Source organism: Hyphococcus sp., assembly GCF_041986965.1.
Lineage (GTDB): Bacteria > Pseudomonadota > Alphaproteobacteria > Caulobacterales > Parvularculaceae > Hyphococcus.
In genome coordinates, this window is the sequence record NZ_JBHIXB010000002.1 from 516,785 (window position 1) to 542,700 (window position 25,916).

Here is a 25,916-nt window from a genome sequence, read left to right on the forward strand (position 1 = left end):
CCGCTTGTCGCGGCGGGGTCCTACTCAGCCGCCTTGACGGCGGGCTTGATCCCGAAATCCTCCGGGAAATATTTTACCGCGCTTTGCACGGGGATCGGCGTCATGCCGCCCATGGCGCAAAGCGAGCCATCCACCATCAACTCACAAAGATCGTTGAGGACTGTTAAATTCTTGTCGCGGTCAACGCCCGCCTTGATGCGGTCCACTGTTTCAACGCCGCGCACCGAGCCTACGCGGCATGGCGTGCACTTGCCGCAGGATTCCTCAACGCAGAATTCAAACGCGTATCGCGCCTGATCCGCCAGGTTGATGCTGTCATCATACACCACAAGGCCGCCATGACCAACGCCGGCGCCATGCTCAATCATGGTTTCGTAATCCATTTTGAGATCGAAAAGACGCGGCGGCAGATAGGCCCCGAGCGGCCCGCCGATCTGAACCGTGCGGATGGGACGACCGGAAAACGTTCCGCCGCCGACCTCTTCCACAAGTTCGCGCAGCGTCACACCGAATGCAGTCTCATAAAGACCGCCATGCTTAACATTACCGGCGATCTGGAAAGGCATCGTTCCCGTCGACTTGCCCATGCCGTAATCGCGATAGAAGGCGGCGCCCTTTTCGAAAATCGCCGGAACCGAGCAAAGGGAAATGACATTGTGAACCAATGTCGGCTTGCCGAACAAACCCTCCAGCGCCGGCAGCGGCGGCTTGGCGCGCACTTCGCCCCGCTTTCCTTCAAGGCTGTTCAAGAGCGATGTCTCTTCGCCGCAAATATAAGCGCCGGCGCCCATGAAGACTTCGATATCAAACGCCTTGCCGGAGCCGCGCACATCAGCGCCGAGCAGACCGGCCTGACGTGCATTGGCGATCGCTTCATTGAGGACCCGCGCGGCGATCGGATATTCCGAACGCAGATAGATATAGCCCTGCGTCGCGCCGACACCGACGCCCGCAATGGTCATTCCCTCAATCAGCGTGAAGGGATCGCCCTCCATAATCATACGGTCGGCGAAGGTGCCGCTGTCGCCCTCATCGGCGTTGACAACGATGTATTTCTGATCTGCTTCTGCGCCCGCAACGGTTTTCCATTTAATGCCCGCAGGAAAGCCGGCGCCGCCGCGCCCGCGTAAGCCTGACTGCATGACTTCTTCGCAGAGGGCGGCGCTATCCATTTTGAGCGCCTTGTCGAGGCCTGCATAACCGCCATGCGCTTCATAATCGGAAACAGACACCGGATCGACAACGCCGCAACGGGCGAAGATCAGGCGCGTCTGGTTTTTGAAAAATGGAATGTCTTCAACCGGGCCGACGCATTTTTCATGATCGCCGCCGCCTGTCGCCGCATCGAGGATCGCAGCTGCATCATCTTCGCCAACAGGACCGTAACCGATGCGCTTGCCGTCTTTTTCAATTTCGACAAGCGGCTCCAGCCAGTGCATGCCGCGCGACCCCGTGCGAACAAGCGTCAACGCGATCTTGCGCTTCGCCGCCTCTGCGGAGAGCGCATCGGCGACATCATCGGCGCCCATGGCGGCGGCGGCGGAATCGAGGGGCAGGTAAATCGTCAGTCCGCTCATGACGCCGATTCCTTTTTGGCGCGCTCAAAAGCTTTCTCAATCTTGTCCGCATCCGCCATGCCCACGAGACGATCCGCCACCATCGCCGCTGGCGCTGTTGAGCAAAGACCGAGACAATAAACAGGCTCAAGCGTCACGTCTTTTGACGCGCTCGTCTCACCCATTTTTACAGCCAGTTTTTTTTCTACCGCCGCGATGAAATCGCGTCCGCCCGCCGCCTGACAAGCCTCCGCCGCACAAACCCGCACAACTGTTTTGCCTTGCGGCGCGCGTTTGAAGTCATGATAAAAACTGATGACCCCTTTCACCTCCGCCCGCGTCAGATTAAAGGCCTGCGCGGCTTCGGCTTCGGTCTCTTCCGGCAAAAAACCGTGCACGCGTTGCACTTCATGCAACGCCGAAATCAAGCCGCCTGTGCGGCCAACAAAAGGTTCAATCAGGCTTGAAAGGGTCACGCGCAGTTTCGTCTCTTAGCTACGGGTTTGAGATGTAACATAAAATCCCAAAACCCCCATATCAATTCGGGCACAAGGGATGTCTGATTTGCGAAGCCTCAGACTGCCTTCAGTTCAGCCTGCCGTTTGATCTCCGCCAGCAAAGCAGCCTGGGCCGCCGTCGGCCGCCAATTGCGCCGCATGGTTAACCCGATGCTGCGCGAGACTTCCCTGACAGGGTGCGGCCGCGAGATAAGCATATTCGCAGCTTTTTCATATCGAATCTGTTCGTCGGAAAGCAGCATCAGCCGATCGGAATTCATCAACAGCACGCGCGCAGCGCCAAGGGAGTTACATTCAATAACATCTTCCGGCGCAGGCAGATTGAGCGCTTCAAACAATGCATCGAAATGCCGGCGCAGCGGCGATGTTGCACGCGGCGCGACCCAGGAAAAAGAAGAAAGCGTTTCACGATCGAGTTGCGCATTTGCGGCAGGATGCCCCGCCCGCATGACGATCGACAGCGGGTCGTTGAATAATGGCTCTTCCACGACGTCTTTGAGCGCCGCATTTTCACGCAGTGCGCCTACCAGGATGTCCGCTTCCCCCCGCCGTAACGCGATTAGCAAATCTTCATAGGCGCCTTCGACAATGGAAACCTTGTGATCGGGCAGCGCTGCCGAAAAGGCGGCGACGGCCGCCGGCGCCAGATGCGCGCGCGCCAACGGCATGGCGCCGATGACCGTGCCGCCCGCTTCATGTCCCGTTGCTTCAGCGATCTCGGCGGCGGCCTGTTTCAGCTCCGCAAAGGCAAGCCCCGCTTTCAACGCCAGAATGTGCGCCTGTTTTGTCGGTCTCACGCCGTGGCTTGTGCTTTCGAACAACGTAACGCCAAGCGCTTTTTCAAGATCTTTTGCAGCGCGGTGCACCGTCGGGGCGGCGTATCCTTCCGCCCGGGCGGCGCCCGAAAAACCCCCATGGCGCACGATGCTAACGAGGGTTTCAAGCCGTCGCGCCGACATGGCGCGCAACATCTGCGCCGGATTGGCTTTCGGGCCCGCCGCCTCCCTCACGCCCTCGGCCAGCAGGTTAAGCGCGGCCGCGGCCCGAGCCAAAAGGATCTCGCCTTCTTTGGTCGCCGCTATGCGATCTTTGCGGCGCGCCGTTAGCGCCGTAGAATAATGATCATTAAGCCCTTTCAGCGCCTGGCTCGCCGCTGGCTGAGTCAGACCCAGCGCCGCCGCGGCCCCGGTCACAGAGCCGCGCTGAATAATTTCGCGAAAGACATGAAGGTGCCAGAGATTGGGCGGATGGGTCATTGCGAAGAGCTTGATCCTTGTTCATTAGCATTTTCTTATAATACGGCCTGATTTTCAATTGGATTTCAGCGGCTTCAGGGCGCATCTCAAAAACCATAAGGAATCAAGCTTTTAGGGAGCCGTCCATGAGCGTCGTGGTCACCAATATTGAGCGTGCGGACAAGGCGGTCGTGGAAGCCTTCGCCAGTGAACGGATCGGCGTCGCCACAGTGCATGAGGCGCAAGGGCGCAAAGGGCTGCTCGCACCGGACATCAACCCTATCTATAAAGGCGCCCATGTGGCGGGAACCGCGGTCACAATTTCCGCCCCGCCCTGTGACAACTGGATGATCCATGTCGCTGTCGAGCAATGCGAGCCGGGCGATGTGCTGGTGCTGGCGCCGACCTCTTATTCAGACGCCGGTTATTTCGGCGACCTTCTCGCCACTTCGCTGAAGGCGCGCGGCGTCAAGGCGTTGATTATCAACGCCGGCGTACGCGACACCAAAGACCTCCAGGAAATGGGCTTTCCGGTCTGGTCGAAATGCGTTTTCAGCCAGGGCACGGTGAAAGAGACATTAGGCGACGTAAACATACCCGTTGTCTGCGCCGGCGCTCATGTAAATCCGGGCGACATCATCATCGCCGATGATGACGGCGTCGTTGTTGTCGCAAAAGAAGAGGCGGCCGAAGTTTTGAAAAAATCCCAGGAGCGCGAGGCGAACGAGGAATCGAAACGCCAGCGTCTCGCCGCGGGCGAACTCGGTCTCGACATCTACAAGATGCGCGAGCGTCTCGCTGAACGCGGTCTTAAATATATCGACCAGAAAGACTGGCTTAAATCATGATGACGGCCATCCCTTCGACTCTCATGCGTGGGGGAACGTCAAAGGGACTTTATTTTAACGCGAAAGACTTGCCTGCAGACGAGGCGCTGCGGGACAGCGTGTTGCTCGCCGCCATGGGGTCGCCGGATGTGCGCCAGATCGACGGCGTCGGCGGCGCCCACCCCTTGACCAGCAAGGTCGCGGTCATGTCGCCGCCATCGCGCGACGATGCGGATATCGATTATCTTTTCCTTCAGGTCGTCGTGGACAAAGCGGAAGTCTCCACCAGCCAGAATTGCGGCAACATTCTCGCCGCCGTAGGGCCCTGGGCCATCGAAAACGGTTTCGTGCAGGCGCAGGACGGCGTCACGCCGGTTCGCATTCGAATGGTGAATTCTGACTCAATCGCCGTCGCGCATGTGCCGACGCCAGGAAAGCAAGTCGAATATGAAGGCGGCGCCCGTATTGACGGCGTTCCCGGAACCGCCGCCGCAATTCCTATCGACTTCCTCGATGTCGCCGGCTCCAACTGCGGCGCGCTTTTGCCGACCGGAAACATTATCGACGAAGTCGACGGCGTTGAGATGACCTGCATCGACAACGGCATGCCTGTTGTCGTGATGCGCGCCTCCGATTTCGGACTTTCCGGCGCCGAAAGCCCGGCCGAGCTCGAAGCCAATGAAGACCTCAAGAAACGGATCGAAAGCACCCGCCTTCAAATTGGCCCCAAGATGAATCTAGGCGATGTCGAGAAAAAGACAGTTCCGAAAATGACGCTCATATCGCCGCCGCAATCAGGCGGCGTCGTCAATACGCGTAGTTTTATCCCCCATCGCGTTCATGAAGCGATTGGCGTTCTTGGCGCCGTCAGCGTCGCGACAGCCTGTATGCTGCCGGGATCGGTTGCAGAGGGCGTCGCGAAGGTTTCCGCCGGCGATGGCGAGCAGCGCCTCGAAATCGAACATCCGACCGGCTTTTTCACCGTCGATATGGATGTAGAAGTCAACAACGGCGAGGTCAGCGTTCAGCGCTCGGCGCTGCTGCGGACCGCGCGCAAGCTCATGCGCGGAGACGTCTATATTCCCTCCAAAGTCTGGGATGGAACATGAGCGGCGCGCCGAACATATGCCTGATCGGCTTCGGCGAAGTGGGGCAAATCCTCGCCGAGGATCTTTCAGCGAAAAGCGGCGCGCTCTCAGCATGGGACAGCCTGTTCTGCGAAACAGACAGCGCCCCTTCGCGGGCAGCCGGCGCAGTGCGCAAGGGCGATACCGCCGAGGACGCAGCGCGCGACGCCGATATCATCATCTCCGCCGTGACCGCCGCCCAGACCTTGCACGCCGCCGAAGACGTCGTGACGGCGATCAAGAAAAACGCGGTCTATCTCGATCTCAATTCTGCATCGCCAAACGTTAAATCCAAAGCCGCCGACCTCATCAACAAGGCCGGCGGCAAATATGTCGAAGCGTCGGTCATGTCGCCTATCGGGCCGAAACGCATCGCCTGCCCCATGCTCTTTGGCGGCCCCTATGCAAAAGACTTTCTGCCTGCCGCCTACAGTCTCGGATTTAACGGCGCGCAGTTTTTCTCCAGTGATTACGGCAAAGCCGCCGCCGCCAAGATGTGTCGCAGCATCGTCGTCAAAGGCGTCGAAGCGCTGTTAACGGAATCGCTTCTATCCGCCCGCCATTACGGCGTTGACGAAACCGTCGTCGCCTCGCTTTCCGATCTCTTCCCTGGGCCTGACTGGGAAAAGCTTTCGGCTTACATGATTTCCCGCGCCCTGGAGCATGGGGGCCGGCGCGCCGAAGAAATGCGTGAAGTTGCAAAAACCGTAAAAGAAGCGGGGCTTTCGCCTCTCATGAGTTCAGCCTGCGCAGAGCGGCAAGACCTTTCCGCCGCTCATCGCTATGCTTTGGATAACAAAGACCTCCCCGACATGTTGGATGCAATATTGAACGGACGAGGCCCGGAGAGACCCTTATGATTATCGATTGTCACGGCCACCAGACCATTGTTCCGAAAGCGCATACGGATTTTCGCGCTGCGCAGAAGGCGCGACTCAAAGACCCGTCCCTTCCAAAACCCATGCAACCCGAAATGAGCGACGATGAAATCGCCGAGGGCATCGAGCAGAATCAATTGCGGCTTTTGAAAGAACGCGGCGGCGACATGACGATCTTTTCGCCGCGCGCCTCCGCGATGGAGCCGCATGTGGGCGACGCCGACACCGCACTTGAATGGTCCATCGCCTGCAACAACATGATCCACCGGGTCACGCAAATCTTTCCGGAAAATTTCATCGGCGTATGCATGTTGCCGCAAACACCCGGCGGGACGCTCGACAATTCCATCGCCGAGGTGGAGCGCTGCGTTAAAGAGCTTGGCTTCATCGGCTGCAATCTCAATCCCGACCCGTCAGGCGGTCACTGGAATGCGCCGCCGCTGACGGACAAATACTGGTATCCGATCTATGAAAAACTGGTCGAGCTTGAAGTCCCCGCGATGATCCACGTCTCCGGGTCGTGCAATCCGACCTTTCATGCGACCGGCTCCTACTATATCGCGGCGGACACCAACGCCTTCATGCAGTTCATTCAGGGTGATCTCTTCAAGGACTTCCCGGATTTGAAACTCGTCATCCCCCATGGCGGCGGCGCGGTTCCCTATCACTGGGGGCGCTATCGCGGGCTCGCTGACATGTTGAAACAGCCCCCTGTCGAAACTCATGTGATGAAGAATGTCTATTTCGACACCTGCGTCTATCACCAACCGGGGATCGATCTGTTGTTCGAAGTGATCGAGATCGAAAATATTCTCTTCGGCTCGGAAATGGTCGGCGCCGTGCGCGGCATTGACCCGCAAACGGGTCAGTATTTTGACGACACCAAACGTTATGTAGACAATTTGGGTTTGTCGGCAGACGACCTATATAAAGTTTATGAAGGCAATGCGCGGCGCGTTTATCCGCGCCTCGACAAATTCCTGAAAGCAAAAGGCAAGTAACGCTTCATGAGTGCGGCGAGCGAAACATTTGAGAAAACGCCTGGCTGGCTCGACTGGTTTGACGGCCCGTCAAAGCCAAAATTCACACCGCCGCCAGGCGCGGTCGACGCTCATTGCCATGTCTTCGGGCCGGGTCATAAATTCCCCTTCGCGCCGGAGCGCAAATACACCCCATGCGACGCTTCGAAACACCAGCTTTACGCCCTGCGCGATCATCTCGGCTTTTCCCGCAATGTGCTTGTGCAGGCGACCTGTCACGGCGCCGACAATCGCGCCACGATGGACGCGGTGATGAGCGCCAAAGGCAAAGCGAAAGGCATCGCCTCCGTCAAGCCGTCGGTGACGGATGAAGAGCTCGAACTCCTGAACGCCAACGGCATTAAAGGCGTTCGCTTCAACTTCGTGAAGCGCCTTGTCGATCCGCTGCCGCCCGCAGTGCTCGCAAAACTCGTTGAGCGCATCAACAAATTCGGCTGGCACATTGTCATCTATTTTGAAGCGCCAGACCTGCCCGAACTTTACGACTTCATCTCGGATATTTCGACGACCGTTGTCATCGATCACATGGGCCGCCCGGATGTGACCAAGGATGTAGACGGTGCGGAGTTTTCCCTCTTCCAGAAATTGATGGAAGAAAATGAACATATCTGGTCGAAAGTCACTTGCCCCGAACGGCTTTCTAAATCGGGTCCGCCGGCTTATGACGACTTTGTTCCTTTTGGCCGCCGGATTGTCGAACGCTTTCCCGATCGGGTGTTGTGGGGCACCGACTGGCCGCACCCGAATTTGAAATCCCACATGCCTGATGACGCCTGGCTTGTGGACATGATCCCGCGCATCGCGCCTACCGAAGCGCTTCAGCAAAAATTACTCGTAGACAATCCCATGCGGCTCTACTGGCCGGAGGAAGGTAAGTAATGAAACAGAACATCCACGAATATCTGGCCGAGTTTGACGATATTCCCGGCACACGCGTTTATACGACGGCCCGCGCGCGCAAAGGCTATTGGGTGAACCAGTTCGCCATGAGCCTGATGAAAGATGAGAATCGCAAGCGCTGGCTCGCCGACGAGAAGGCCTATCTCGATGAATGGCCAAAAATGACCCAGGAGCAGAAAGACGCCCTGCTCGCCCGCGATTACGACAAACTGCTCGATCTCGGCGGGAACATTTATTTTCTGGCGAAAGTGTTTTCGACCGACGGAAAATCCTACCTCCAGGCGGTGTCGACGATGACCGGCATGAGCGTTGACGAATACAGAGACATGATGCTGTCCGGCGGACGTTCACCCGAAGGCCTGCGTTCAAAGAAGAAAGGTTATTAAGTTCATGGCCCATATTACTGCAGGCATAACATCAAGCCATGTGCCGGCCATCGGCGCGGCCGTGGATCTCGGCAAGACAGAAGAAGATTACTGGAAGCCCGCCTTCGCCGGTTTTGACTGGACCAAAGAATGGATCATGAAACCGGAAAACAAGCCGGATGTCGTCATTCTCGTCTATAATTATCACGCCAGCGCTTTCGACATGAATCTCATTCCGACATTCGCGATTGGCTGCGCGGATGAGTTCCAGCCCGCTGACGAAGGCTGGGGGCCGCGCCCGGTGCCCGTCGTGAAAAACCACGCGGATCTCGCCTGGCACATCGCACAGAGCTGCATACTCGATGAATTCGATATGACCATCATCAACAAGATGGATGTCGACCACGGGCTTACGGTGCCGTTGTCCCTTATGTTCGGACAGCCCGAGGCGTGGCCCTGCAAAATCATTCCGCTCGCGGTGAATGTCGTCACCTATCCGCCCCCGTCGGGCAATCGCTGCTACAATCTCGGAAAGGCGATCCGTGACGCGGTTGAAAGTTTCCCCGAGGATCTTAAAGTTCAGGTCTGGGGCACAGGCGGCATGAGCCACCAGCTTCAAGGCACGCGCGCGGGCCTCATCAACGCCGAATGGGATAAAAAATTCCTCGATGACCTGACCGCCAACCCAGAGCGCCTTCGCAAGATGCCCCACATCGAATATCTGCGCGAAGCGGGATCGGAAGGCATTGAACTCGTGATGTGGCTGATCATGCGCGGCGCACTTGGCGATAAGGTCAAGGAACTACATCGCCATTACCATGTTGCTGCATCGAACACTGCGCTTGGGCACATTGTTCTCGAGCCCGCAGAATAAAGTGAAAGAAAGGACCGTAACGATGAAAGTTGTGCTCGCCGGCGCCGGCGCCTTCGGCCTTAAACATCTCGACGGCATCAAGAAGATCGATGGCGTGGAGGTTGTCTCCGTTGTCGGCCGAAGACTTGAGCCCACACAGAAAGTCGCCGATGAATACGGCATCCCTCATGCGACGACAGAACTCGCCGAGGCGCTCGCCCAACCGGGGGTCGACGCGGCCATCCTGTGCACGCCGACACAGATGCACGCCGAACAGGCGATCCAGTGCATGGACGCCGGAAGGCATGTTCAAGTTGAGATCCCGCTCGCCGACACCTGGGCCGACGCCGAAGCCGTAATGAAAAAACAGCAGGAAACCGGCCTTGTCTGCATGGTCGGCCACACGCGGCGATTTAATCCTTCACATCAATGGGTCCACAACAAGATTACGGCAGGCGATCTTGCGATCCAGCAGATGGACGTTCAGACCTATTTTTTCCGTCGCAAGAACATGAACGCCAAAGGCGAACCGCGGTCCTGGACGGATCACCTCTTATGGCACCATGCGGCCCACACGGTTGACCTCTTCCAGTATCAAACTGGAGAGAAGGTTGTGGTCGCTAACGCCATTCAAGGTCCTATCCATCCCGAGCTTGGCATCGCCATGGATATGTCGATCCAGCTAAAAACGGAAAAAGGGAAAATCCTGACGCTCTCGCTGTCCTTCAACAATGACGGTCCGCTGGGCACATTCTTCCGTTACATCTGCGACAACGGCACTTACATCGCTCGTTACGACGACCTCGTGAACGGCAAGGAAGAGCCCATCGACGTTTCCAAGGTCGATGTTTCCATGAACGGCATCGAATTGCAGGATCGTGAATTCTTTGCAGCAATCAAGGAAGGCCGCGAGCCAAATTCAAGCGTCGGCAAGGTCCTTCCCTGTTACAAAACGCTTTACGATCTGGAAGAGAAACTGAAAGCGCAGGGCTGATCGTGACAACCAGAAAACGCCGGCTAGCAGGTCGCGCAGTCAATCCTGTCGGACTTGGCTGTATGAATTTGAGCCATGCCTATGGCCACCCCCCCTCGCCTGAGGAGGGCGTGAAGCTTTTGCACAAAGCTGTCGATCTGGGTGTAGACCACTTTGATTCTGCAGCGCTTTACGGCTTCGGGCGCAATGAAGAGCTCGTCGGCCCCGCGCTCAAACATGTGCGCGACGATATTCTTCTGGTCAGCAAATGCGGCATGCAAGGCGTTGACGGCAAACGCGTCATCGATGGCCGCCCGGAAGCAATCCGTAAAACGCTCGATGACTCGCTGCAGCGTCTTCAGACTGACAGGATCGATCTGTGGTATCTACATCGCTACGACAAGCTGAATAATATTCCCATCGAAGACAGCGTAGGTGAAATGGCGCGGCTCGTCGAAACTGGAAAAGTCGGCGCCATCGGCCTCTCGGAAGTCTCCGCAGAGACTTTGCGCAAGGCTCACCAAGTTCACCCGATCGCAGCTGTTCAGTCTGAGTATTCTTTGTGGTCGCGTAACGCGGAAATCGCTGTTATCGACGCCTGCGCTGACCTTGGCGCCGCCTTTGTGGCGTTTTCGCCGGTCGCTCGCGGCTTTCTGACGGACGCAGATCTCGATCCTGACAACTTTGCGGAAAAGGATATCCGCCGGGGGATGCCGCGCTTTCAACCGCCGCATTTTGAAGCCAACGCAAAACTCCTCCCCGCGTTCCGCCAGATCGCTAAAGAAGCCGACTGCACGCCGGCGCAATTGGCCATCGCGTGGACACTTCACAAAGCGCCCCATATTCACGCAATCCCCGGGACGACCTCCATTGACCACCTTGAAGATAATATGGCCGCTGGCGCGATTGCACTCACGCCCGAAACCATCGCCAAAGTGGAAACCCTGATCAATCAGAATACGGTTGCCGGCCCACGCTATCCTGCGGGAACGCAAGCTGAAATCGATACTGAGGAATTCGATCAAGTCGCCTGAACATAGGCGAGAACTCAGCCGGTTTTTTTTCAAACCAAAGATTTCGGCTCCTGCCGCGAGCCCCTTCCCTGCCAGTGGCGCGGAAAAGCAGCGCATTGACGTTTGCTGATCCGGAGTTGAATGGCCGGGCATAGCCACAACATGACATCCAGAACCGGGCGCTGACGATATTGCCAGGAGAAGGACGACGATGCGCAACTACATGAAGTTCTATATTGGCGGCGAGTGGATTGAGCCTAAAGGGGCAAAGGCTCTCGACGTTATCAACCCGGCGACCGAAAAAGTCGTGGGCAAGATTAGCCTCGGCTCGGCCGCAGACGTGGACGCCGCCGTCAAGGCGGCGCGCACGGCGTTTGACAGCTGGAGCCAGACCAGTGTTGACGTGCGCATCGCGATGACCCTGAAAATCGCGGAGATCTATCAAAAACGGGCCGGCGAAATCGGCGAGGCGATCTCCGAAGAAATGGGAGCTCCCGCATGGCTTGCGGGCGGCCCGCAGGCCATGTCCGCTGTCGGTCACCTGATGACCGCAGTAGAAGCCATGAAAAACTTCAAGTTCGAAGAAGACAAAGGCGGCAGCCACATTGTCAAAGAACCGATTGGTGTTTGCGGATTCATTACGCCATGGAACTGGCCCATGAACCAACTCGCCGCGAAATTCGCGCCAGCGATTTTGACGGGATGCACCATCGTTCATAAACCGTCGGAGATTGCGCCGTTCTCTGCTTATCTCTTCGCTGAAATTCTCGACGAAGCGGGCCTTCCCGCCGGCGTCTACAATCTCGTCAATGGCGACGGCCCGACTGTGGGCGCGGCTATCTCGTCACATTCTGATATTGATATGGTCTCGTTCACCGGCTCAACCCGCGCCGGCGTCGAGGTCGCCAAAGCCGCGGCGCCGAGCGTCAAGCGCGTCCATCAGGAACTTGGCGGCAAATCTCCGAACATCATTCTGGAAGACGCCGATCTCGGTCCGGCCGTCGCCGGCTCCCTCGCCACCCTGATGATGAATTCGGGCCAGTCCTGCCTCGCGCCGACCCGCATGATCGCGCCGAACTCTAAAATGAAGGAAATTCTGGAGATCGCCAAAAAAGCAGTTGAAGACTGGACGCCAGGTGATCCGGCGACGGCGAAAATGGGACCGGTTGTGTCAGAAGCGCAATGGAACAAAATCCAGGGGCTCATAGAAAAAGGCGTCGCCGAAGGCGCAACAGTTGTCGCCGGCGGCCCGGGCAAACCCGAAGGCCTTGAAACCGGTTATTATGTTAAGCCGACGATCTTCGCCGATGTCACCAACGATATGACAATCGCCCGTGAGGAAATCTTCGGCCCGGTGCTCGTCATCATTGGTTACGATACGGAAGAAGAAGCGATCAAAATCGCTAATGACACTGAATATGGTCTGGCCGGATATGTGCAGAGCGGTGACATCGACCATGCCCGTCATGTCGCCTCAAAGATCCGCGCCGGATACATCAATATCAATAACTCGCAGATGGATTTCTCGGTACCCTTTGGCGGCTACAAGCGCTCCGGCAATGGCCGCGAGTTCGGCGAACATGCGTTTGAGGAATTCCTCGAATTGAAATCCGTCCTCGGCTACAACCCGGCCGCCGCGGCATAAATTGAATTCACTCTCCAGGGCGCGCAAAAGTCCGCTCCGATAATACTACAGGATAAAAAAATGGACGGGGCGCCGACACCAAAAGTTAAGGAGCGGGCGCCGCTCTCCAAAATCGAATTGATCGGCCTTGTCGCTTCCGTCATGGCGATGACAGCGCTGAGCATAGACATGATGCTTGCAGCGCTCGGCGATATCGGCGCCGATTTCAACCTCACGAATGAAAATGACCGTCAACTCGTCATTGCGGTTTTCATGTTCGCCTCAGGCGCCTCGCAGCTATTCTATGGCCCTCTTTCCGATCGCTTTGGACGGCGCGCTGTCTTTATCTGGTCGCTTTTGGGCTTCATCGCCGCGACGCTCCTCTGCGTCGTCGCGACCGCCTATTCCCTCTTCATCGCCGGACGCATTCTTCAGGGCGTTGCTGCGGCCGCAGGCCGGGTCGTCGCCATCGCGCTTGTACGCGATCTTTTCAGGGGCCGCGAAATGGCGAGCATCATGTCCATGGCCATGACCGTCTCGATCGTGTCGCCGATTATAGCGCCCAGTATCGGGCAGCTCATTTTATTTGTCGCGCCATGGCGTTTTGTTTTTGTTGTACTGCTCATTTTCGCAGGGCTCATGCTGGCATGGGTGTTCTGGCGTTTGCCTGAAACCCTAAAAGCCGAAGACCGCCGGCCGCTTCGCTTCAGCGCAATTGCAAACATGCTGAGCCACTACGCGTCCTATCGCACCGCAATCGGCTACACCATCGGCACCATGTGCATCATGGCTTCGCTGATGGCGTATCTGACATCCTCGCAGCAAATTTACGTCGACACTTACGGGCTTGGAGCCAAATTTCCGTTGGCGCTTGGCAGCGTCGCGTTCTCCGTCGGCATCGCCGCTATTGCCAACGCAAATCTTGTCCGCCGCTTCGGCACGCGCCGCCTTTCCCATAGCGCCATTATCGCTTTTGCTTTGATCAACACAGGGAATGCGATTTACCTGTCGCTGACCGATGGCGGCACCTTGGCAGGGTATCTGGCTTTTCTGATCGCCGCCTATTTCATGATGGGGCTCATCAACTCCAATTTCAGCGCAATCGTGATGGAGCCGATGGGCAAGATGGCGGGAACGGCGTCGGCCGTTTACGGCTTCGCCACCATGACAGGGTCAGCGCTGCTGGGCGGACTTGCGGGACGGCTCTATGACGGAACGGCGATTCCGATCGTCACGTCGTTCGCCGTTTTTGGCTTTATCGGCGTGTTTTCTGTTTTGGTGACAGAGCGCGGGCGGCTGTTTACCGAGCCGCCCGGTGAGCCTGCGCACGAGGCCGCCTAAAAATCACCCCAGACATCTTGCACCACATCGATAATGAAGCGCATTTTCGCCGCCTGATGTTCAACCATGATGTCATTGCCGTGCTCCGTCGAGGAGAAACCGCATTGCGGCGACAAGGCCATCTGGTCGAGCGGCATGAACTCGGCCGCTTCATTGATCCGGCGCTTGATGTCGTCTTTCGACTCAAGCTCTCCGAGCTTTGAGGAAACAAGACCGAGCACGACCGTCTTGTCTTTCGGCACGAAACGCAATGGACGGAAATCGCCGGACCGGTCGTCATCATATTCGAGGAAGTAACCGTCCACGTCGAGCTCATTGAAGAGCACCTCAGCGACCGGTTCATAGCCGCCTTCCGCCGCCCAGGAGCTTTTGAAGTTGCCGCGGCACAGATGGATCGCCACCCGCATATTGTCCGGCCGGGTCTTGATGCTTTCATTGATCCAGCGTGCATACATGCGCGGCAGCTCGTCAGGGTCTTCACCTCGCTCTTGTGCAGCCGCGCGGTGTTGCGGATCGCAAAGATAGGCGAGATTTGTATCGTCAAGCTGAAGATAGGTGCATCCCGCCTCGCCAAGCGCCTCGATTTCCTGCTGATAAGCTTTCGCGACATCCCCATAAAATTCATCCATATCCGGATAGGCTTTTTCATCCACAGCGTTCCTGCCGCCGCGGAAATGCAGCATGGTCGGAGACGGGATCGTGACCTTTGGCGTCTCACTCGTCACGGACCGCAGGAATTTGAAATTTTCCAGCTCTATCGGGCGCGCGTGCCGAATCTTGTCGTTGATCTTCATAGCCGGCGGCGCGAAGTCGAGCTCGCCTTTGGCGCTCTTGAATTTCTTCGACATGCCGCCTTCTTCAACAACGCCGTCGAGTTGTACGAGGAAATCCACATGGAAATAACGGCGGCGGAACTCACCGTCCGTGATGCCTTTCAGACCGAGATCTTCCTGAAACTTCGCAACGCCCTTGATCGCCTCATCCTCAACCGCGCGCAGCTCAGCCGCCGATATGTCGCCATCCCGGAATTTAGTCCGCGCTTCCATAAGCTCCTTCGGCCGTAGGAAGCTGCCCACATGATCGGCGCGAAATGGCGGTGTCTTCATAACAAGGCGTCCTTTCAAATCTCTTTTAAATCAACGGATTATGCCAAGGCACAGAACCCGCGGAGAATGGGCTCAAATATGAGATCAGGTGAATCCCACTTTTTTCCCACTGCGGGGGTTTCAACGCAGATCGCAGACGAACACAAGGGGTAGCAAAACTACCACTCACATTTCTTTATATGTTTATATTGTGAGAAACGTGCTCTGGCGCGGCGCTTCGACGAGCAACTGCATCGTATTCACGAATCCGCCTGGAGCCGCTCGGCGTGCCAGCGCAGATGGTCTTCAATAAAGCTTGCTATGAAATAATAGGAGTGGTCATAGCCTTCCTGCATACGCAAAGCATAAGGCTGGCCTGACTCCGCCGCAGCATTGGCGAAAAGCTCCGGCTTTAATTGCTCGGCGAGAAAATTATCCGCGGTCCCCTGATCGATAAGAATTTCCGCCTTGCTGGGCTGTCTGGCGACCAACGCCGTCGCGTCATAGTCAGACCATGTTGTTTCATCCGGACCAAGATAATTTGAAAATGCTTTCTTACCCCACGGGACCTGCGAAGGCGCGACAATCGGCGAAAAAGCCGAACAGGTTTTGAACTTGTCGGGATTCTTCAAATGGATCGTTATGGCGCCGTGCCCGCCCATGGAATGGCCGAAGATGCCTGTACGGGGTCCATCGACCGGAAACTCCATGTCGACCAGCAACACAGGCAATTCCTTGGTGATGTAGTCATACATCTTGTAATGCTTGGACCACGGCTCCTGCGTTGCATTGAGATAAAACCCGGCGCCGAGACCGAAGTCGTAAGCGCCCTCCGGATCGTCCGGCACGCCCTCCCCGCGCGGCGACGTGTCCGGCGCAACAATGATAAGCCCAAGCTCCGCCGCAACCCGTTGCGCGCCGGCCTTGGTGATGAAGTTTTCTTCTGTGCAGGTGAGGCCGGACAGCCAATAAAGAACCGGAAACGGGCCATTCCCTTCGGGCGTATAGACGGCGAATTTCATCTCGCAGGAAAGAACGTCGGACTTATGGCTGTAAACGCCTTGCGTCCCGCCAAAGGACTTCACTGCCGAAATTTTTTCCATCACACGCCTCTTTCATGAAAACGCCGCACATCCTGGCACGGATGAGCGGCGCCGATGTAAAGATTATACTATTCCGCCGTCATGCTATAGGCGCAAAGCTTGTTGCCATCGGGATCGCGCAAATAAGCTCCATAGGCGTTGGGCATAACATCGCGCGGACCGGGCTCTCCCTCGCATGTGCCGCCATTGGCGAGACCCGCTTCATGAAAACCGTCAACTGCTTTGCGCGACGACGCCATAAAACCAATCGTGCCGCCATTGGCGTGCGTCGCGGCTTTACCGTCTCTCGGTTTCAGCACAAGAAACTCAGGCATCTGGTCGCCGTAAGCAACAGCGCTGTCGCTGAATGCGCCAAGGTTTTTAAGACCAAGGGCGCCAAAGACTGCGTCATAGAATTTTGTCGACTTCTCAAGATCGTTTGCGCCGACCGTCACATGCGTAAATATCGCCATCTTTCATTCTCCAATATGCTTGCGAGCGGAAACCCTCGCAAATCTTCCTTTGTTATTGGCGCCTCTGTGCGTCATCAGAAAATAACAACAGAACTGCCAAAACTATTGTCGTTGCTAGTCCTTTTAGGTTTCATACCCCCTCACAGCTTGAGAGAACGCATCCGCGGACGCAGTTGAAAGCCTATAGATTCCTTGAAATGGCAAGGACATCTTGATCTTCCCATCTTCGACACCTTTAGGCTTTCTCATGCTACGCCTATTTTGAAACGTCAATTTATCAGTGGCTTGTTCGCTTAGATATAGCGCGTCAAAAGGACCATCGTGAGTTAAGGCCAATAGCGCTTCGTCAACGCATGTCACACAAAGAACTTTATAAAAAAACTCTTCTGGCCACCCTGAATCTAAAATCCACTGCTCATTGTTATTTTGCACATGCAATCCAAACTGGCTCGGCATAACATCAGCAGCATCCACTATAGTGTTCACGCTGACCATACCAAGGATTTGCAGTCGGCCGTGCGAGATACTTATTGGATAGACTAAATCACCTGCCTTAACACCAGCTCTGCGAAAACTTGGCTGCGACTGATGAGGCCCGCCATATAGCACCTTAGACATGCCCGCAGTTTTAGGCAGGCTTTTCAGAGCCTCTGCGCGATCACGCGCCCAATAAATCGTAAAGCTGTCAGCCATTGCAAACTAATTAAGATCGCCTCTTAGAAAATCACCACGCTCCTGATCGATTTGCCCTCATGCATCAAATCGAAAGCCTTGTTGATGTCTTCGAGCGGCATGGTGTGCGTAATCAGGGGATCGATTTCGATCTTCTTGTCCATATACCAGTCGACGATTTTCGGCGTATCGGTGCGCCCGCGCGCGCCGCCAAAGGCCGTGCCTTTCCAGACGCGGCCCGTAACGAGCTGGAACGGACGGGTCGAGATTTCCTTGCCCGCCTCGGCGACGCCGATGATGATCGACTCGCCCCAGCCGCGATGACAGGATTCAAGCGCCTGGCGCATCACATCAGTGTTGCCGGTGCAATCGAAGGTGTAATCTGCGCCGCCGTCAGTGAGTTCGACCACCTTGTCGACAACATTCCCGGCGCCGATTTCCTTGACGTTGACGAAATCGGTCATCCCGAATTCGCGGGCGATCCCTTCACGCGACGGATTGATATCCACGCCGATGATCTTGTTGGCGCCGACAAGCTGCGCGCCTTGAATGACATTGAGGCCGATGCCGCCAAGACCGAACACCGCCACATTGGCGCCGGGCTCAACGCCTGCGGTCCAGACAACGGCGCCGACGCCGGTCGTCACGCCGCAGCCGATGTAACAGGCCTTGTCAAAAGGCGCGTCCTTGCGGATTTTTGCGACGGAATATTCAGAAAGCACTGTGAAGTTCGAAAAAGTCGAGCAACCCATATAGTGAAAAAGCGGCTTGCCCTTCCATGAGAAGCGGCTCGTGCCGTCAGGCATGACGCCTTTGCCTTGCGTTGCGCGCACCGACGTGCAGAGGTTCGACTTCTGGGACAAACAGGTTTTGCACTGGCGGCATTCAGCGGTGTAGAGCGGAATCACATGATCGCCCGGCTCAACCGACGTGACGCCCGCCCCCACTTCGCGCACGATCCCGGCGCCTTCATGTCCGAGAATGGAAGGGAAGATGCCTTCTGAGTCCTTGCCTTCCAGCGTATAAGCGTCGGTGTGGCAAATGCCGGTCGCCATGATCTCCACGAGAACTTCGCCGGCTTTCGGCCCTTCAAGATCGACTTCCTCGATCACCAGCGGTTTGTTGGGTTCAACGGCGATGGCGGCTCTGGTCTTCATCTCTTCCCTCTTTCGGTTTCCGCGTGTGGCGGCTCAGATGCCCGCCTCATAGCATATTTCCCCAGCTTTTCGCGCTTTTTACGGAAAAAACAAAGAGCCTATTGCCTGAAGCGCTCCGGTGAGTTTTCCACAAGTTGAGGCCGCCGTTCTTTCTCAAGACGGCGCGCAGATCTCGTCCCAGATAAGTTATATTAGAGCGCAGCAGCGATGTCCGCGCCCTCGCGCAGGACTTTGAGCTTCTTCCAGGTAACATCCGGGTCGATCTTGCCGTAGCCGGCGAAGGTGCCGAAGCCGCAATCGGTGGATGCGATGACGCGATCCTTGCCGACAATATCGATGAAATGTTCAAGGCGCTGGGCGACAAGTTTCGGGTGCTCAACATAGTTCGAGCAGGTGTCGATCAACCCCGGGGCCAACACCTTATCCTCGGGCAGTTTCGCATCGCGCCAGACCGTCCACTCATGTTCGTGGCGCGGATTGGCCGCCTCAAACAGGATGGTGGCCGGACGCGCCTTCAAGATCACGTCGATGACCTTTTCAAGATCGATGTCGCAATCATGGGGCCCTTCATAATTGCCCCAGCAAACATGCATGCGCATGCGGTCGGCGGGAATGCCTTCCGTGGCGGCGTTTAACCCTCTACATTCGCCTCAGCGATTTTCAGAAACTCTTCATCGCTGGCGTTTTGAAAGCCCGTATGGCGCGACATGGCGAGATCAGGACAGTCAAACTGAATGTCAAAGCCGGCCTCAATGATCGCGTCATATTCAGGGCGCATTGCGGCGCCAAGATCGGCCAGATACGCCTCATGCGTCGGATAATAACGGTTCGTCTGAAACGCCGAGATAAGCCCCGGTGACGCAGAGTTCATGAAGGCTTTTACGCCCTTGCCGTTTTTCTCAAGCGCTTTTTTGAACCGGCGAATATCTTCATGGGCGGGCTCGAGGTTCACCAGCTTGACCGGTCCAATGCAGGACGCGCGCGTAAACTCCTGCGAGCCCATGATCGCGGAAAGTTTTTTAACAAGGTCCGGATGCGCCGCAAGGTCTTTCGCAGGCAGCCGGTCTACGTGACCGCCAAAACCTTCGAGGCGCTCAGTCATATAAGTAGAATAGCCGACCTTGCCGAGCTCGCCGTCGCTGACGATAGTAACGCCCGCCTCGACCTGCTTCGCAACGGCGTCGTCTATCGCCGCCTGCACAAGCCGGTCGAATTCCTCAACATCATACTCCTCGCCGTGATCGCGGGCGAGCAACGGTTTTACGAGTTCGGGCCCACGGGGCAGACTCCCCACATGGGTCGTATCAATATGGTTCACGAAGTTTTCTCTTTCTTCTGGAAATAAGCAACGCCGCGCACTTCGTAACTGATGCGAGTAATGGGGTCCACCTGACTTGAGTCATGAAACGCCGTATGCGGCGTGCGCCAGGCGCGGGAATGATCGGAATCGTGGAATTTGATAAAGACCACTTCGTCGCGCGTCATATCCGGAAAATACCACCAGCGATGATCGGGATTATGGAAAAAGATCGTGGCGGCGACCATTTCCTCCTCCCCCGGGATCGGATCGAACCGTCGCTCATAGGGCGGGATTTCATCCACATCCACCTTGGTGTTTGACACGCCTTCCTCGTCATTGACGCTTGACGCCTCGCATAAAGCCAGCGGCCAGTCCTGGGGTGGATCGCTCAAGACTCGCCACAAACTGAAAATGATAAAACGGTCATAGCCAGGGCCATCCGGCGCTGACTTTTCATAAAGCATTTCCGCAATTCTTTTCGACGTGAAATTATTGAAGTCGACATGAGCTTCAGCGGCGGGTGGTTGTACGATCTCGCTTGTCTGACCGCTGGTGCGTAATTGTCCGCCCATCAGCGTTACATGATCGGCGCCCGTCATCTCCATAACCGCGCGTTTGACCTCATCGTCATAGATCGCCGCGATCTTCGCCTTGTCTTCGAAGTCATCAAGCTTCGTCGGATAGGATGCGATGGCGAATCCATGCTCATCGAGCGTGAATGGCTTTGTTGCTTCGCGCGCATTCCTGATGACAACCGGATAAGGTTCGTATTCACCGGTGTTCACCTCTTCCCCCGGCGCCCAGAACCGCCGGTTAATGAGAGAAGTAGGCTTCAAATAAGAAATCTGCGCATCAACGCTTTCACTCATGACGATCTCCTGCCAATTAGTCCTTGTAGCCTTCCCGGGCGCGGCTGTTGTCAATCTCAACCGGCTTTCCGGTGACGGGATGCGGATAATGGAACGGCACGATATCTGTCGCCGGCCAGAGCCGCGGCGCAGGATCAATCAAGGCGTCAGGGCCGAGCGAGTCTTCAGGATAGGTAACCGTCGCCATGGGAATAAAATCGATAGGCGTCTTGCCCCAGCCATCCTGAAACGTCCCATGCCAGTGCGGGAAATAGGCGAGCCGCGAGATTTTCCAGACGCCGTCTTCGCGGACATACTGGTTTTCATAAACGCCGCCTTCCCACCATTGGCGCTGGTCGCCGCTGGCGCTTTCATGAGTGCCCGCCTGCATCATGGAGCGGCCGCGCACTTTTGCGGTTTTGCGATCCGGGGCCACATCTACAATCATTTGTAACTGCGGATGATCAAGCAGCCAGCCATAGCGCGGACCGTTATGGTCATCAGTAAATTGCTTGCGGAAACGTTCGATATAAAGCCGGCGAACGCCTTCTTTGCCTTTATAGATGCCGCCAAGAAACCAAACCTCGCCGTCATCTGCGAACAGATCGACGACTTCATTATATTGCGACTTGTCGATGAAATAACCATAAGCGTATTGCAGCTTGCGGACATCGTGAATGTCCTGCTGCACACCAAGCTCATACTCCAGCGTTTCAATTCGTTTTTCCAGCTTCGCCAACTTGTCGCTATCCGTCATTCGATCCTCCCAAACGCGATCCCGGAATTATAGGACCATCCCTATCCAATTCCAGTTCCTGAACCGTCATCCAACAGCTCGCAGCAAAGCCGGAACGCCTTTAAGCGCAGCATCATGCGCCATTCCGCGAAGCGTCCCGAACAGGGTGGTGAGATCGCTTCGCTGATGCTTATGATTGCGCAAATTTTACGAATTTGATCTCAAGACAGGGAGTATGACGCAATGCGGGATTTCAAGGGCAAGACGGCTTTCATCACCGGCGGCGCTTCGGGCGCAGGCTTCGGCCAAGCCTGCGTCTTCGGCGATGCAGGCTGCAAGATCGTCATCGCTGATATTCGTCGCCCAGCAATAGACGAGGCGCTCGGCAAGCTGAAGGCGCGCGATATTGAAGCCTATGGCGTCGAACTCGATATCACGGATCGCGCCGCTTACGCCGAAGCCGCCGACGAAGCCGAAAAGGCGATGGGGCCTGTCGAGCTTCTCTTCAACACAGCGGGGGTGTCAATTTTCGGGCCGCTCGAGAAAGCCACCTATGATGACTATGACTGGATCATGAATGTTAATTTCAACGGCGTCGTCAACGGCATGCAGACCTTCGTTCCGCGCATGATTGAACGCGGCAATGGCGGCTATATCACCAACACCGCATCGCTCGGTTGCTTTGTCGCCGCAAGCGTCGCCGGCATTTATTCAGCTTCAAAATTCGCCGTGCATGGCATCACCATGGCCATGCGCGACGCGCTTACGCCTTACGGCATCGGCGTTTCAGTCCTGTGCCCCGCCAATATCAAATCCAATATTGCGGAGTCTGTGGATACGAGACCGGCAAGCCTGTCGAATTCCGGTTACGAGGTCGATGAAGACGAGCTGCAGGCGCTGCGCCAGATTTATGCTGAAGGGATGGAGCCTGAAGAACTTGCTCAACATACCAAAGCGGCGATGGAGAAAGACCAGTTCTATATCATTCCTTATCCTGAATCCCGCCCAATGCTGGAAATGGTTTTCAAGCAGGTTATCGACGCCCTGCCGCCTATAGACAGCGATAAAGAGGGACAGGAAAAACGTTACAAGGCGATGATGCGCTATCAGCAAGCGCGCGCCGACATGGACGCAAAACGCTACGGCAAAAAATAAACTCTACAATCCGGGCGTGGGCGCAGGTGTCTGGGCCTGCGCCCGTTTGATCGGCGCCGTCTCCGTCAGTCCCATGGCGCATATCCCGGCTGCGATTGCGAAGCCGAAAATGATCCAGAGCGGCGCCGAAAGGCCCCACGCATCCGCAGCTATGCCGGCGAAGAATGGCGACAGAACGCCGCCGAAAACTTCGCCTGTCGCCATCACAAGGGCGAGCGCAGTGGCGATATGAGTGGACTGAATAGTTTCCGACGGCACTGTCGCCATGAAGAGCGGAAAACATCCGTTCAGCGCCCAGCCGAAGAAAAAGATGACGGCGAGCACCCAGGGCGAACCGTCGAAGAACATGGCGCCGAGCGGCAGGATGATTCCGAGAAAGGGAATCGTCACGAGCACCGGCTTGCGCCCGATGCGATCAGAAAGGCCCGCCACCACGAAACTACCGATGGTCGCTGAGATGCCCAGCGTCCCCATGAGCCAGCTCATCACGCCGGGATCAACGCCTTTCACCTGAGTGAGATAGAGCGGCATGAACGCCCAGGTGATGACGAGATAGGAGACAAGCAGCACTGAAACGACCGAACAGACAACGATGTTCTTGTAGGAAAACGCCTCCTTCAAGGTCAGCCGATCCGAGACGCCTTCGGGCTTTGGCTCCTCCGGGGGTTCGTCAATAAATTTCCAGATCAGGAGCGCCGTAATGATGCCCGGAATGCCGGCGAGGAAAAAGGCGTTGCGCCAGCCCCATGCGGCGGCGATCGCAACCAGCGCAACCGGCGCGACGAAAGACCCGAAAAAGTTCGAGCCGAAATTCTGCATCACGCCCATAGCGAGACCGCGATGGCGCGGATCCACTTCCCGCACAACTAGTGTTTGCGAAATCGGATTGATCGGGCCTTCCGCGGCGCCCATCAAAAGCCGCGCGCCGAAGAGCAAAAGAAAGGATGTGGCGAGGCCCGACAACACAGAGCACAAGGAAAACACGACAATCGCGACCAGAAGAAAACCCTTGCGGTTCGCAGCCTTGTCAGACGCCGAACTGATCAGGAAGCCGCCGATCGCCCAGGTCAGCGATAACGCCGAAGCCAGGATGCCCACATGCGTATTGGTGAGATTAAGATCCGGCTGCACATAGGGCATGAGGAAGTTGAGCGCATTTCGGTCAAAAAAGACGATGCCGAAATTGAGGCTTAAGAGCGCCACCAGAACGACCTGATAGGCCGCGCCTCGCTTTACCGTCCGAAGCGGCGCAGTCCCCGCTTCTTCCGGCGCTGTTTGTTCTGTCGTCACTTGTTCCTCGCCCATCATTAGTATTGAGAATGTCTTTTTCAGACACGCTAGCGGCGCTCACAAGACTTGGCAATCAAGGCTGTAGAGCGCCCAAACCCGGTTATTCCTTGTTGGGATAAACTGAGTTCACAAATTATTCAGCTTGGAGATTAACCGGTCCAGGCATCACGCAGTTTGTGCTTTTGCACCTTGCCTGACGGCGTGCGCGGAAGGTCATCGACAAACCGCACATGCTTCGGCGCCTTAAAGCTCGCAAGACGCGTCTTGACAAAATCGATTACGGCATCCGAGGTCATGCTGTCATTGCCTTCTTTCAGCAAAATAATGGCGGCGCCGACCTCTCCCCATTTTTCATCGGGAACGCCAATAACAGCACAGTCTAGAATTTCCGGCATTTCGGCCAGCACCGCTTCGATTTCGACCGGGTAGACATTTTCACCACCGGAAATGAACATGTCTTTGGTGCGATCGACAATGTAGTAAAAGCCGTCCTCATCCTTGCGCGCAGAATCTCCTGACTTCAGCCACTCACCGTGAAAAGTCGCCGCAGTTTCCACTGGCTTGTTCCAGTAGCCGGGCGTCACATTCGGCCCGCGCACCCAAAGCTCGCCAATTTCATTGGGCCCGGCTTCCCTGCCTTCCGGCGTCATGATTTTGCCTTCTGTAAAAGGCGACGGCATCCCGACCGATCCCGCCTTTTCTTTAATGATGGAAACATCATGGGGCGGCATGCTGAACGCAGAACCGATCTCGGTCATGCCGAAGCCGTCGACCTGGGCGACCCCATCTTCGGCCCAGGCGCGCACCGACGCAGGGGGATTCGGCGCGCCGCCGGTCTGCAATACATCGAGATGCGCGAGCCTTTTCATGGCGCCGGCGGGATTTTTCTCGCGCATCAGCGTCGCCATCTGTGTCACACAGAAATAATAGGTAATGCCAAGTTTCGGGTCTGTCAGATTTTCAAAGGTTTTGATCGGATCGAATTTCTGCGAAACCACAACCGAGCCGCCAAAGAAAAGCGGCGTACGCGCAACAGCGAGAAGCCCCGCAACGTGAAAGAGCGGCATGTCGCAAAGCGAAACAGAATTCTGGTTTACGCCAGCGGACAATGCGAAGTTCAGCGTGGAATACAAAAGCGACTTGCGTGTGAACATCACTCCTTTTGATTTTCCAGATGTTCCAGACGTGTACAGCAACAATGATGTCTCATTCTCGTCGATGCCGACCGGCGCCTTAAAATTGGTGACCTCGTCCACGGCCAAGTCTTCGCCGGCGCCATTCAAGCAAATACGGCAATTCTCTTTTGCATAGGCAAAAGCGGGTTCAGCATGGGCTTCAAATTCTTTCTGCCAGATCACAATCGATGGCTGCGCATCCTCAATCAGGGCGGCGACTTCCGGCGTGGCGAGGCGCCAGTTCAGCGGAACAAAGATCAGCCCCGCCCGCTCACAGGCATGGTGCAGCAACAGCATCAGCGCGCTATTGCGCGAGATGACGACAACCCGTTCACCGCGTTTTCCCGCAACCGCCTTGGACAACAAGGACGCTATCTGCGAGATGCGACGATCCGCATGCGCATAGTCGTAAGATTCACCGGTGTGAAGATCGATGATCGCTTTGTTCTTCGGCGTCGCCAAAGCGTGAAAGTGAACCAAGTCATACATCGACGGCGTCTCCAATTATCGCAATTGCTCTGGCGCTTAGCATAAATCACCCCCTATTTCAGCGTGTATTTTCTCTAATAGCTTCCCGGCTTGCGCCTCACCGATAGGAATGAATAGCAGCCGCTCACGGAAATGGCGCAAAGGCCGGCTCGGCCAAGCTTGAAGCCAGGCGCAGGCCTGCATTACTCTTCGCAAAAAGCTGAT

Annotated in this window: 24 protein-coding genes and 1 pseudogene; 12 read left to right on the plus strand and 13 right to left on the minus strand. The window is 56.3% G+C overall.

Annotated elements, in window-relative coordinates; all coding sequences use genetic code 11:
* Positions 1 to 20: 20 nt before the first annotated feature.
* The 3 genes from ACFC5L_RS11455 to ACFC5L_RS11465 all read right to left on the minus strand — a co-directional run bounded on the left by ACFC5L_RS11455 (position 21) and on the right by ACFC5L_RS11465 (position 3,330).
* The gene (locus ACFC5L_RS11455; RefSeq protein ID WP_375202805.1) at positions 21 to 1,577 is read right to left on the minus strand and encodes a formate dehydrogenase beta subunit; all 1,557 of its coding nucleotides are present in this window, start codon (positions 1,575 to 1,577) and stop codon (positions 21 to 23) included.
* Positions 1,574 to 2,032 carry an NADH-quinone oxidoreductase subunit NuoE family protein gene (locus ACFC5L_RS11460; protein WP_375202804.1) on the minus strand — a complete coding sequence of 153 codons (459 nt, stop codon included), beginning with the start codon at positions 2,030 to 2,032 and terminating at the stop codon, positions 1,574 to 1,576. The genes ACFC5L_RS11455 and ACFC5L_RS11460 overlap by 4 nt, the downstream gene beginning before the upstream one ends.
* Before the next feature lie 98 nt (positions 2,033 to 2,130).
* Positions 2,131 to 3,330 (minus strand): LysR family transcriptional regulator, encoded by a 1,200-nt coding sequence (locus ACFC5L_RS11465; protein ID WP_375202803.1) that lies wholly within the window; start codon positions 3,328 to 3,330, stop codon positions 2,131 to 2,133.
* Between the two features lie 125 nt (positions 3,331 to 3,455).
* Here ACFC5L_RS11465 and ACFC5L_RS11470 point away from each other — a divergent pair, with 125 nt between their 5' ends.
* The 11 genes from ACFC5L_RS11470 to ACFC5L_RS11520 all read left to right on the plus strand — a co-directional run bounded on the left by ACFC5L_RS11470 (position 3,456) and on the right by ACFC5L_RS11520 (position 14,250).
* On the plus strand, positions 3,456 to 4,157 hold the full coding sequence (locus ACFC5L_RS11470; RefSeq protein WP_375202802.1) for a 4-carboxy-4-hydroxy-2-oxoadipate aldolase/oxaloacetate decarboxylase: 702 nt from the start codon (positions 3,456 to 3,458) through the stop codon (positions 4,155 to 4,157).
* Entirely contained in the window at positions 4,154 to 5,245 is a 1,092-nt protein-coding gene (locus ACFC5L_RS11475) for a 4-oxalomesaconate tautomerase (protein WP_375202801.1), read from the plus strand. Before ACFC5L_RS11470 ends, ACFC5L_RS11475 begins: the two co-directional genes overlap by 4 nt.
* Positions 5,242 to 6,123, plus strand: coding sequence for an NAD(P)-dependent oxidoreductase (locus tag ACFC5L_RS11480; RefSeq protein ID WP_375202800.1), 882 nt, complete (start codon positions 5,242 to 5,244; stop codon positions 6,121 to 6,123). The genes ACFC5L_RS11475 and ACFC5L_RS11480 overlap by 4 nt, the downstream gene beginning before the upstream one ends.
* Positions 6,120 to 7,142, plus strand: coding sequence for an amidohydrolase family protein (locus ACFC5L_RS11485; protein WP_375202799.1), 1,023 nt, complete (start codon positions 6,120 to 6,122; stop codon positions 7,140 to 7,142). The genes ACFC5L_RS11480 and ACFC5L_RS11485 overlap by 4 nt, the downstream gene beginning before the upstream one ends.
* Before the next feature lie 6 nt (positions 7,143 to 7,148).
* Positions 7,149 to 8,060: an amidohydrolase family protein gene (locus ACFC5L_RS11490; RefSeq protein ID WP_375202798.1), complete on the plus strand. Its 912-nt coding sequence runs from the start codon at positions 7,149 to 7,151 to the stop codon at positions 8,058 to 8,060.
* Positions 8,060 to 8,467 (plus strand): protocatechuate 4,5-dioxygenase subunit alpha, encoded by a 408-nt coding sequence (gene ligA, locus ACFC5L_RS11495; RefSeq protein WP_375202797.1) that lies wholly within the window; start codon positions 8,060 to 8,062, stop codon positions 8,465 to 8,467. Before ACFC5L_RS11490 ends, ligA begins: the two co-directional genes overlap by 1 nt.
* A 4-nt stretch (positions 8,468 to 8,471) precedes the next feature.
* Positions 8,472 to 9,320 (plus strand): class III extradiol dioxygenase subunit beta, encoded by an 849-nt coding sequence (locus ACFC5L_RS11500; protein WP_375202796.1) that lies wholly within the window; start codon positions 8,472 to 8,474, stop codon positions 9,318 to 9,320.
* A gap of 22 nt (positions 9,321 to 9,342) precedes the next feature.
* Positions 9,343 to 10,293: a Gfo/Idh/MocA family oxidoreductase gene (locus tag ACFC5L_RS11505; protein ID WP_375202795.1), complete on the plus strand. Its 951-nt coding sequence runs from the start codon at positions 9,343 to 9,345 to the stop codon at positions 10,291 to 10,293.
* A 2-nt stretch (positions 10,294 to 10,295) separates the two neighbouring features.
* Positions 10,296 to 11,306, plus strand: coding sequence for an aldo/keto reductase (locus ACFC5L_RS11510; protein ID WP_375202794.1), 1,011 nt, complete (start codon positions 10,296 to 10,298; stop codon positions 11,304 to 11,306).
* Between the two features lie 190 nt (positions 11,307 to 11,496).
* Positions 11,497 to 12,930: an aldehyde dehydrogenase family protein gene (locus ACFC5L_RS11515; RefSeq protein ID WP_375202793.1), complete on the plus strand. Its 1,434-nt coding sequence runs from the start codon at positions 11,497 to 11,499 to the stop codon at positions 12,928 to 12,930.
* A gap of 60 nt (positions 12,931 to 12,990) precedes the next feature.
* Positions 12,991 to 14,250 (plus strand): multidrug effflux MFS transporter, encoded by a 1,260-nt coding sequence (locus ACFC5L_RS11520; protein WP_375202792.1) that lies wholly within the window; start codon positions 12,991 to 12,993, stop codon positions 14,248 to 14,250.
* Here ACFC5L_RS11520 and ACFC5L_RS11525 read toward each other — a convergent pair.
* The 8 genes and pseudogenes from ACFC5L_RS11525 to ACFC5L_RS11560 form a co-directional block, all read right to left on the minus strand.
* Positions 14,247 to 15,356 (minus strand): 5-methyltetrahydropteroyltriglutamate--homocysteine S-methyltransferase, encoded by a 1,110-nt coding sequence (locus tag ACFC5L_RS11525; protein WP_375202791.1) that lies wholly within the window; start codon positions 15,354 to 15,356, stop codon positions 14,247 to 14,249. The genes ACFC5L_RS11520 and ACFC5L_RS11525 overlap by 4 nt on opposite strands.
* Positions 15,357 to 15,595: 239 nt before the next feature.
* Complete coding sequence (gene fghA, locus ACFC5L_RS11530) at positions 15,596 to 16,438, minus strand: S-formylglutathione hydrolase (protein WP_375202790.1); 843 nt, start codon at positions 16,436 to 16,438, stop codon at positions 15,596 to 15,598.
* 68 nt (positions 16,439 to 16,506) lie between these two features.
* Positions 16,507 to 16,890, minus strand: a complete 384-nt coding sequence (locus ACFC5L_RS11535) for a VOC family protein (protein ID WP_375202789.1) — start codon at positions 16,888 to 16,890, stop codon at positions 16,507 to 16,509.
* A 123-nt stretch (positions 16,891 to 17,013) separates the two neighbouring features.
* A complete protein-coding gene (locus tag ACFC5L_RS11540) occupies positions 17,014 to 17,583 on the minus strand; it encodes a hypothetical protein (RefSeq protein ID WP_375202788.1) in 570 nt (189 codons plus the stop codon).
* Positions 17,584 to 17,606: 23 nt separating this feature from the next.
* A complete protein-coding gene (locus ACFC5L_RS11545; protein ID WP_375202787.1) occupies positions 17,607 to 18,719 on the minus strand; it encodes an S-(hydroxymethyl)glutathione dehydrogenase/class III alcohol dehydrogenase in 1,113 nt (370 codons plus the stop codon).
* 191 nt (positions 18,720 to 18,910) lie between these two features.
* Positions 18,911 to 20,037 (minus strand): annotated as a pseudogene (locus tag ACFC5L_RS11550) (cobalamin-independent methionine synthase II family protein).
* Entirely contained in the window at positions 20,034 to 20,888 is an 855-nt protein-coding gene (locus tag ACFC5L_RS11555) for a CmcJ/NvfI family oxidoreductase (protein ID WP_375202786.1), read from the minus strand. The pseudogene ACFC5L_RS11550 and the gene ACFC5L_RS11555 overlap by 4 nt, the downstream one beginning before the upstream one ends.
* 16 nt (positions 20,889 to 20,904) lie before the next feature.
* Positions 20,905 to 21,624 carry a nuclear transport factor 2 family protein gene (locus ACFC5L_RS11560; protein ID WP_375202785.1) on the minus strand — a complete coding sequence of 240 codons (720 nt, stop codon included), beginning with the start codon at positions 21,622 to 21,624 and terminating at the stop codon, positions 20,905 to 20,907.
* A gap of 222 nt (positions 21,625 to 21,846) precedes the next feature.
* Here ACFC5L_RS11560 and ACFC5L_RS11565 point away from each other — a divergent pair, with 222 nt between their 5' ends.
* Positions 21,847 to 22,758: an SDR family NAD(P)-dependent oxidoreductase gene (locus ACFC5L_RS11565; RefSeq protein WP_375202784.1), complete on the plus strand. Its 912-nt coding sequence runs from the start codon at positions 21,847 to 21,849 to the stop codon at positions 22,756 to 22,758.
* A 3-nt stretch (positions 22,759 to 22,761) separates the two neighbouring features.
* On the opposite strand, the gene ACFC5L_RS11570 is transcribed toward ACFC5L_RS11565, so the two are convergent.
* Positions 22,762 to 24,048 carry an MFS transporter gene (locus ACFC5L_RS11570; RefSeq protein ID WP_375202783.1) on the minus strand — a complete coding sequence of 429 codons (1,287 nt, stop codon included), beginning with the start codon at positions 24,046 to 24,048 and terminating at the stop codon, positions 22,762 to 22,764.
* Between the two features lie 149 nt (positions 24,049 to 24,197).
* Positions 24,198 to 25,712: an AMP-binding protein gene (locus ACFC5L_RS11575; RefSeq protein ID WP_375202782.1), complete on the minus strand. Its 1,515-nt coding sequence runs from the start codon at positions 25,710 to 25,712 to the stop codon at positions 24,198 to 24,200.
* Between the last annotated feature and the right edge of the window lie 204 nt (positions 25,713 to 25,916).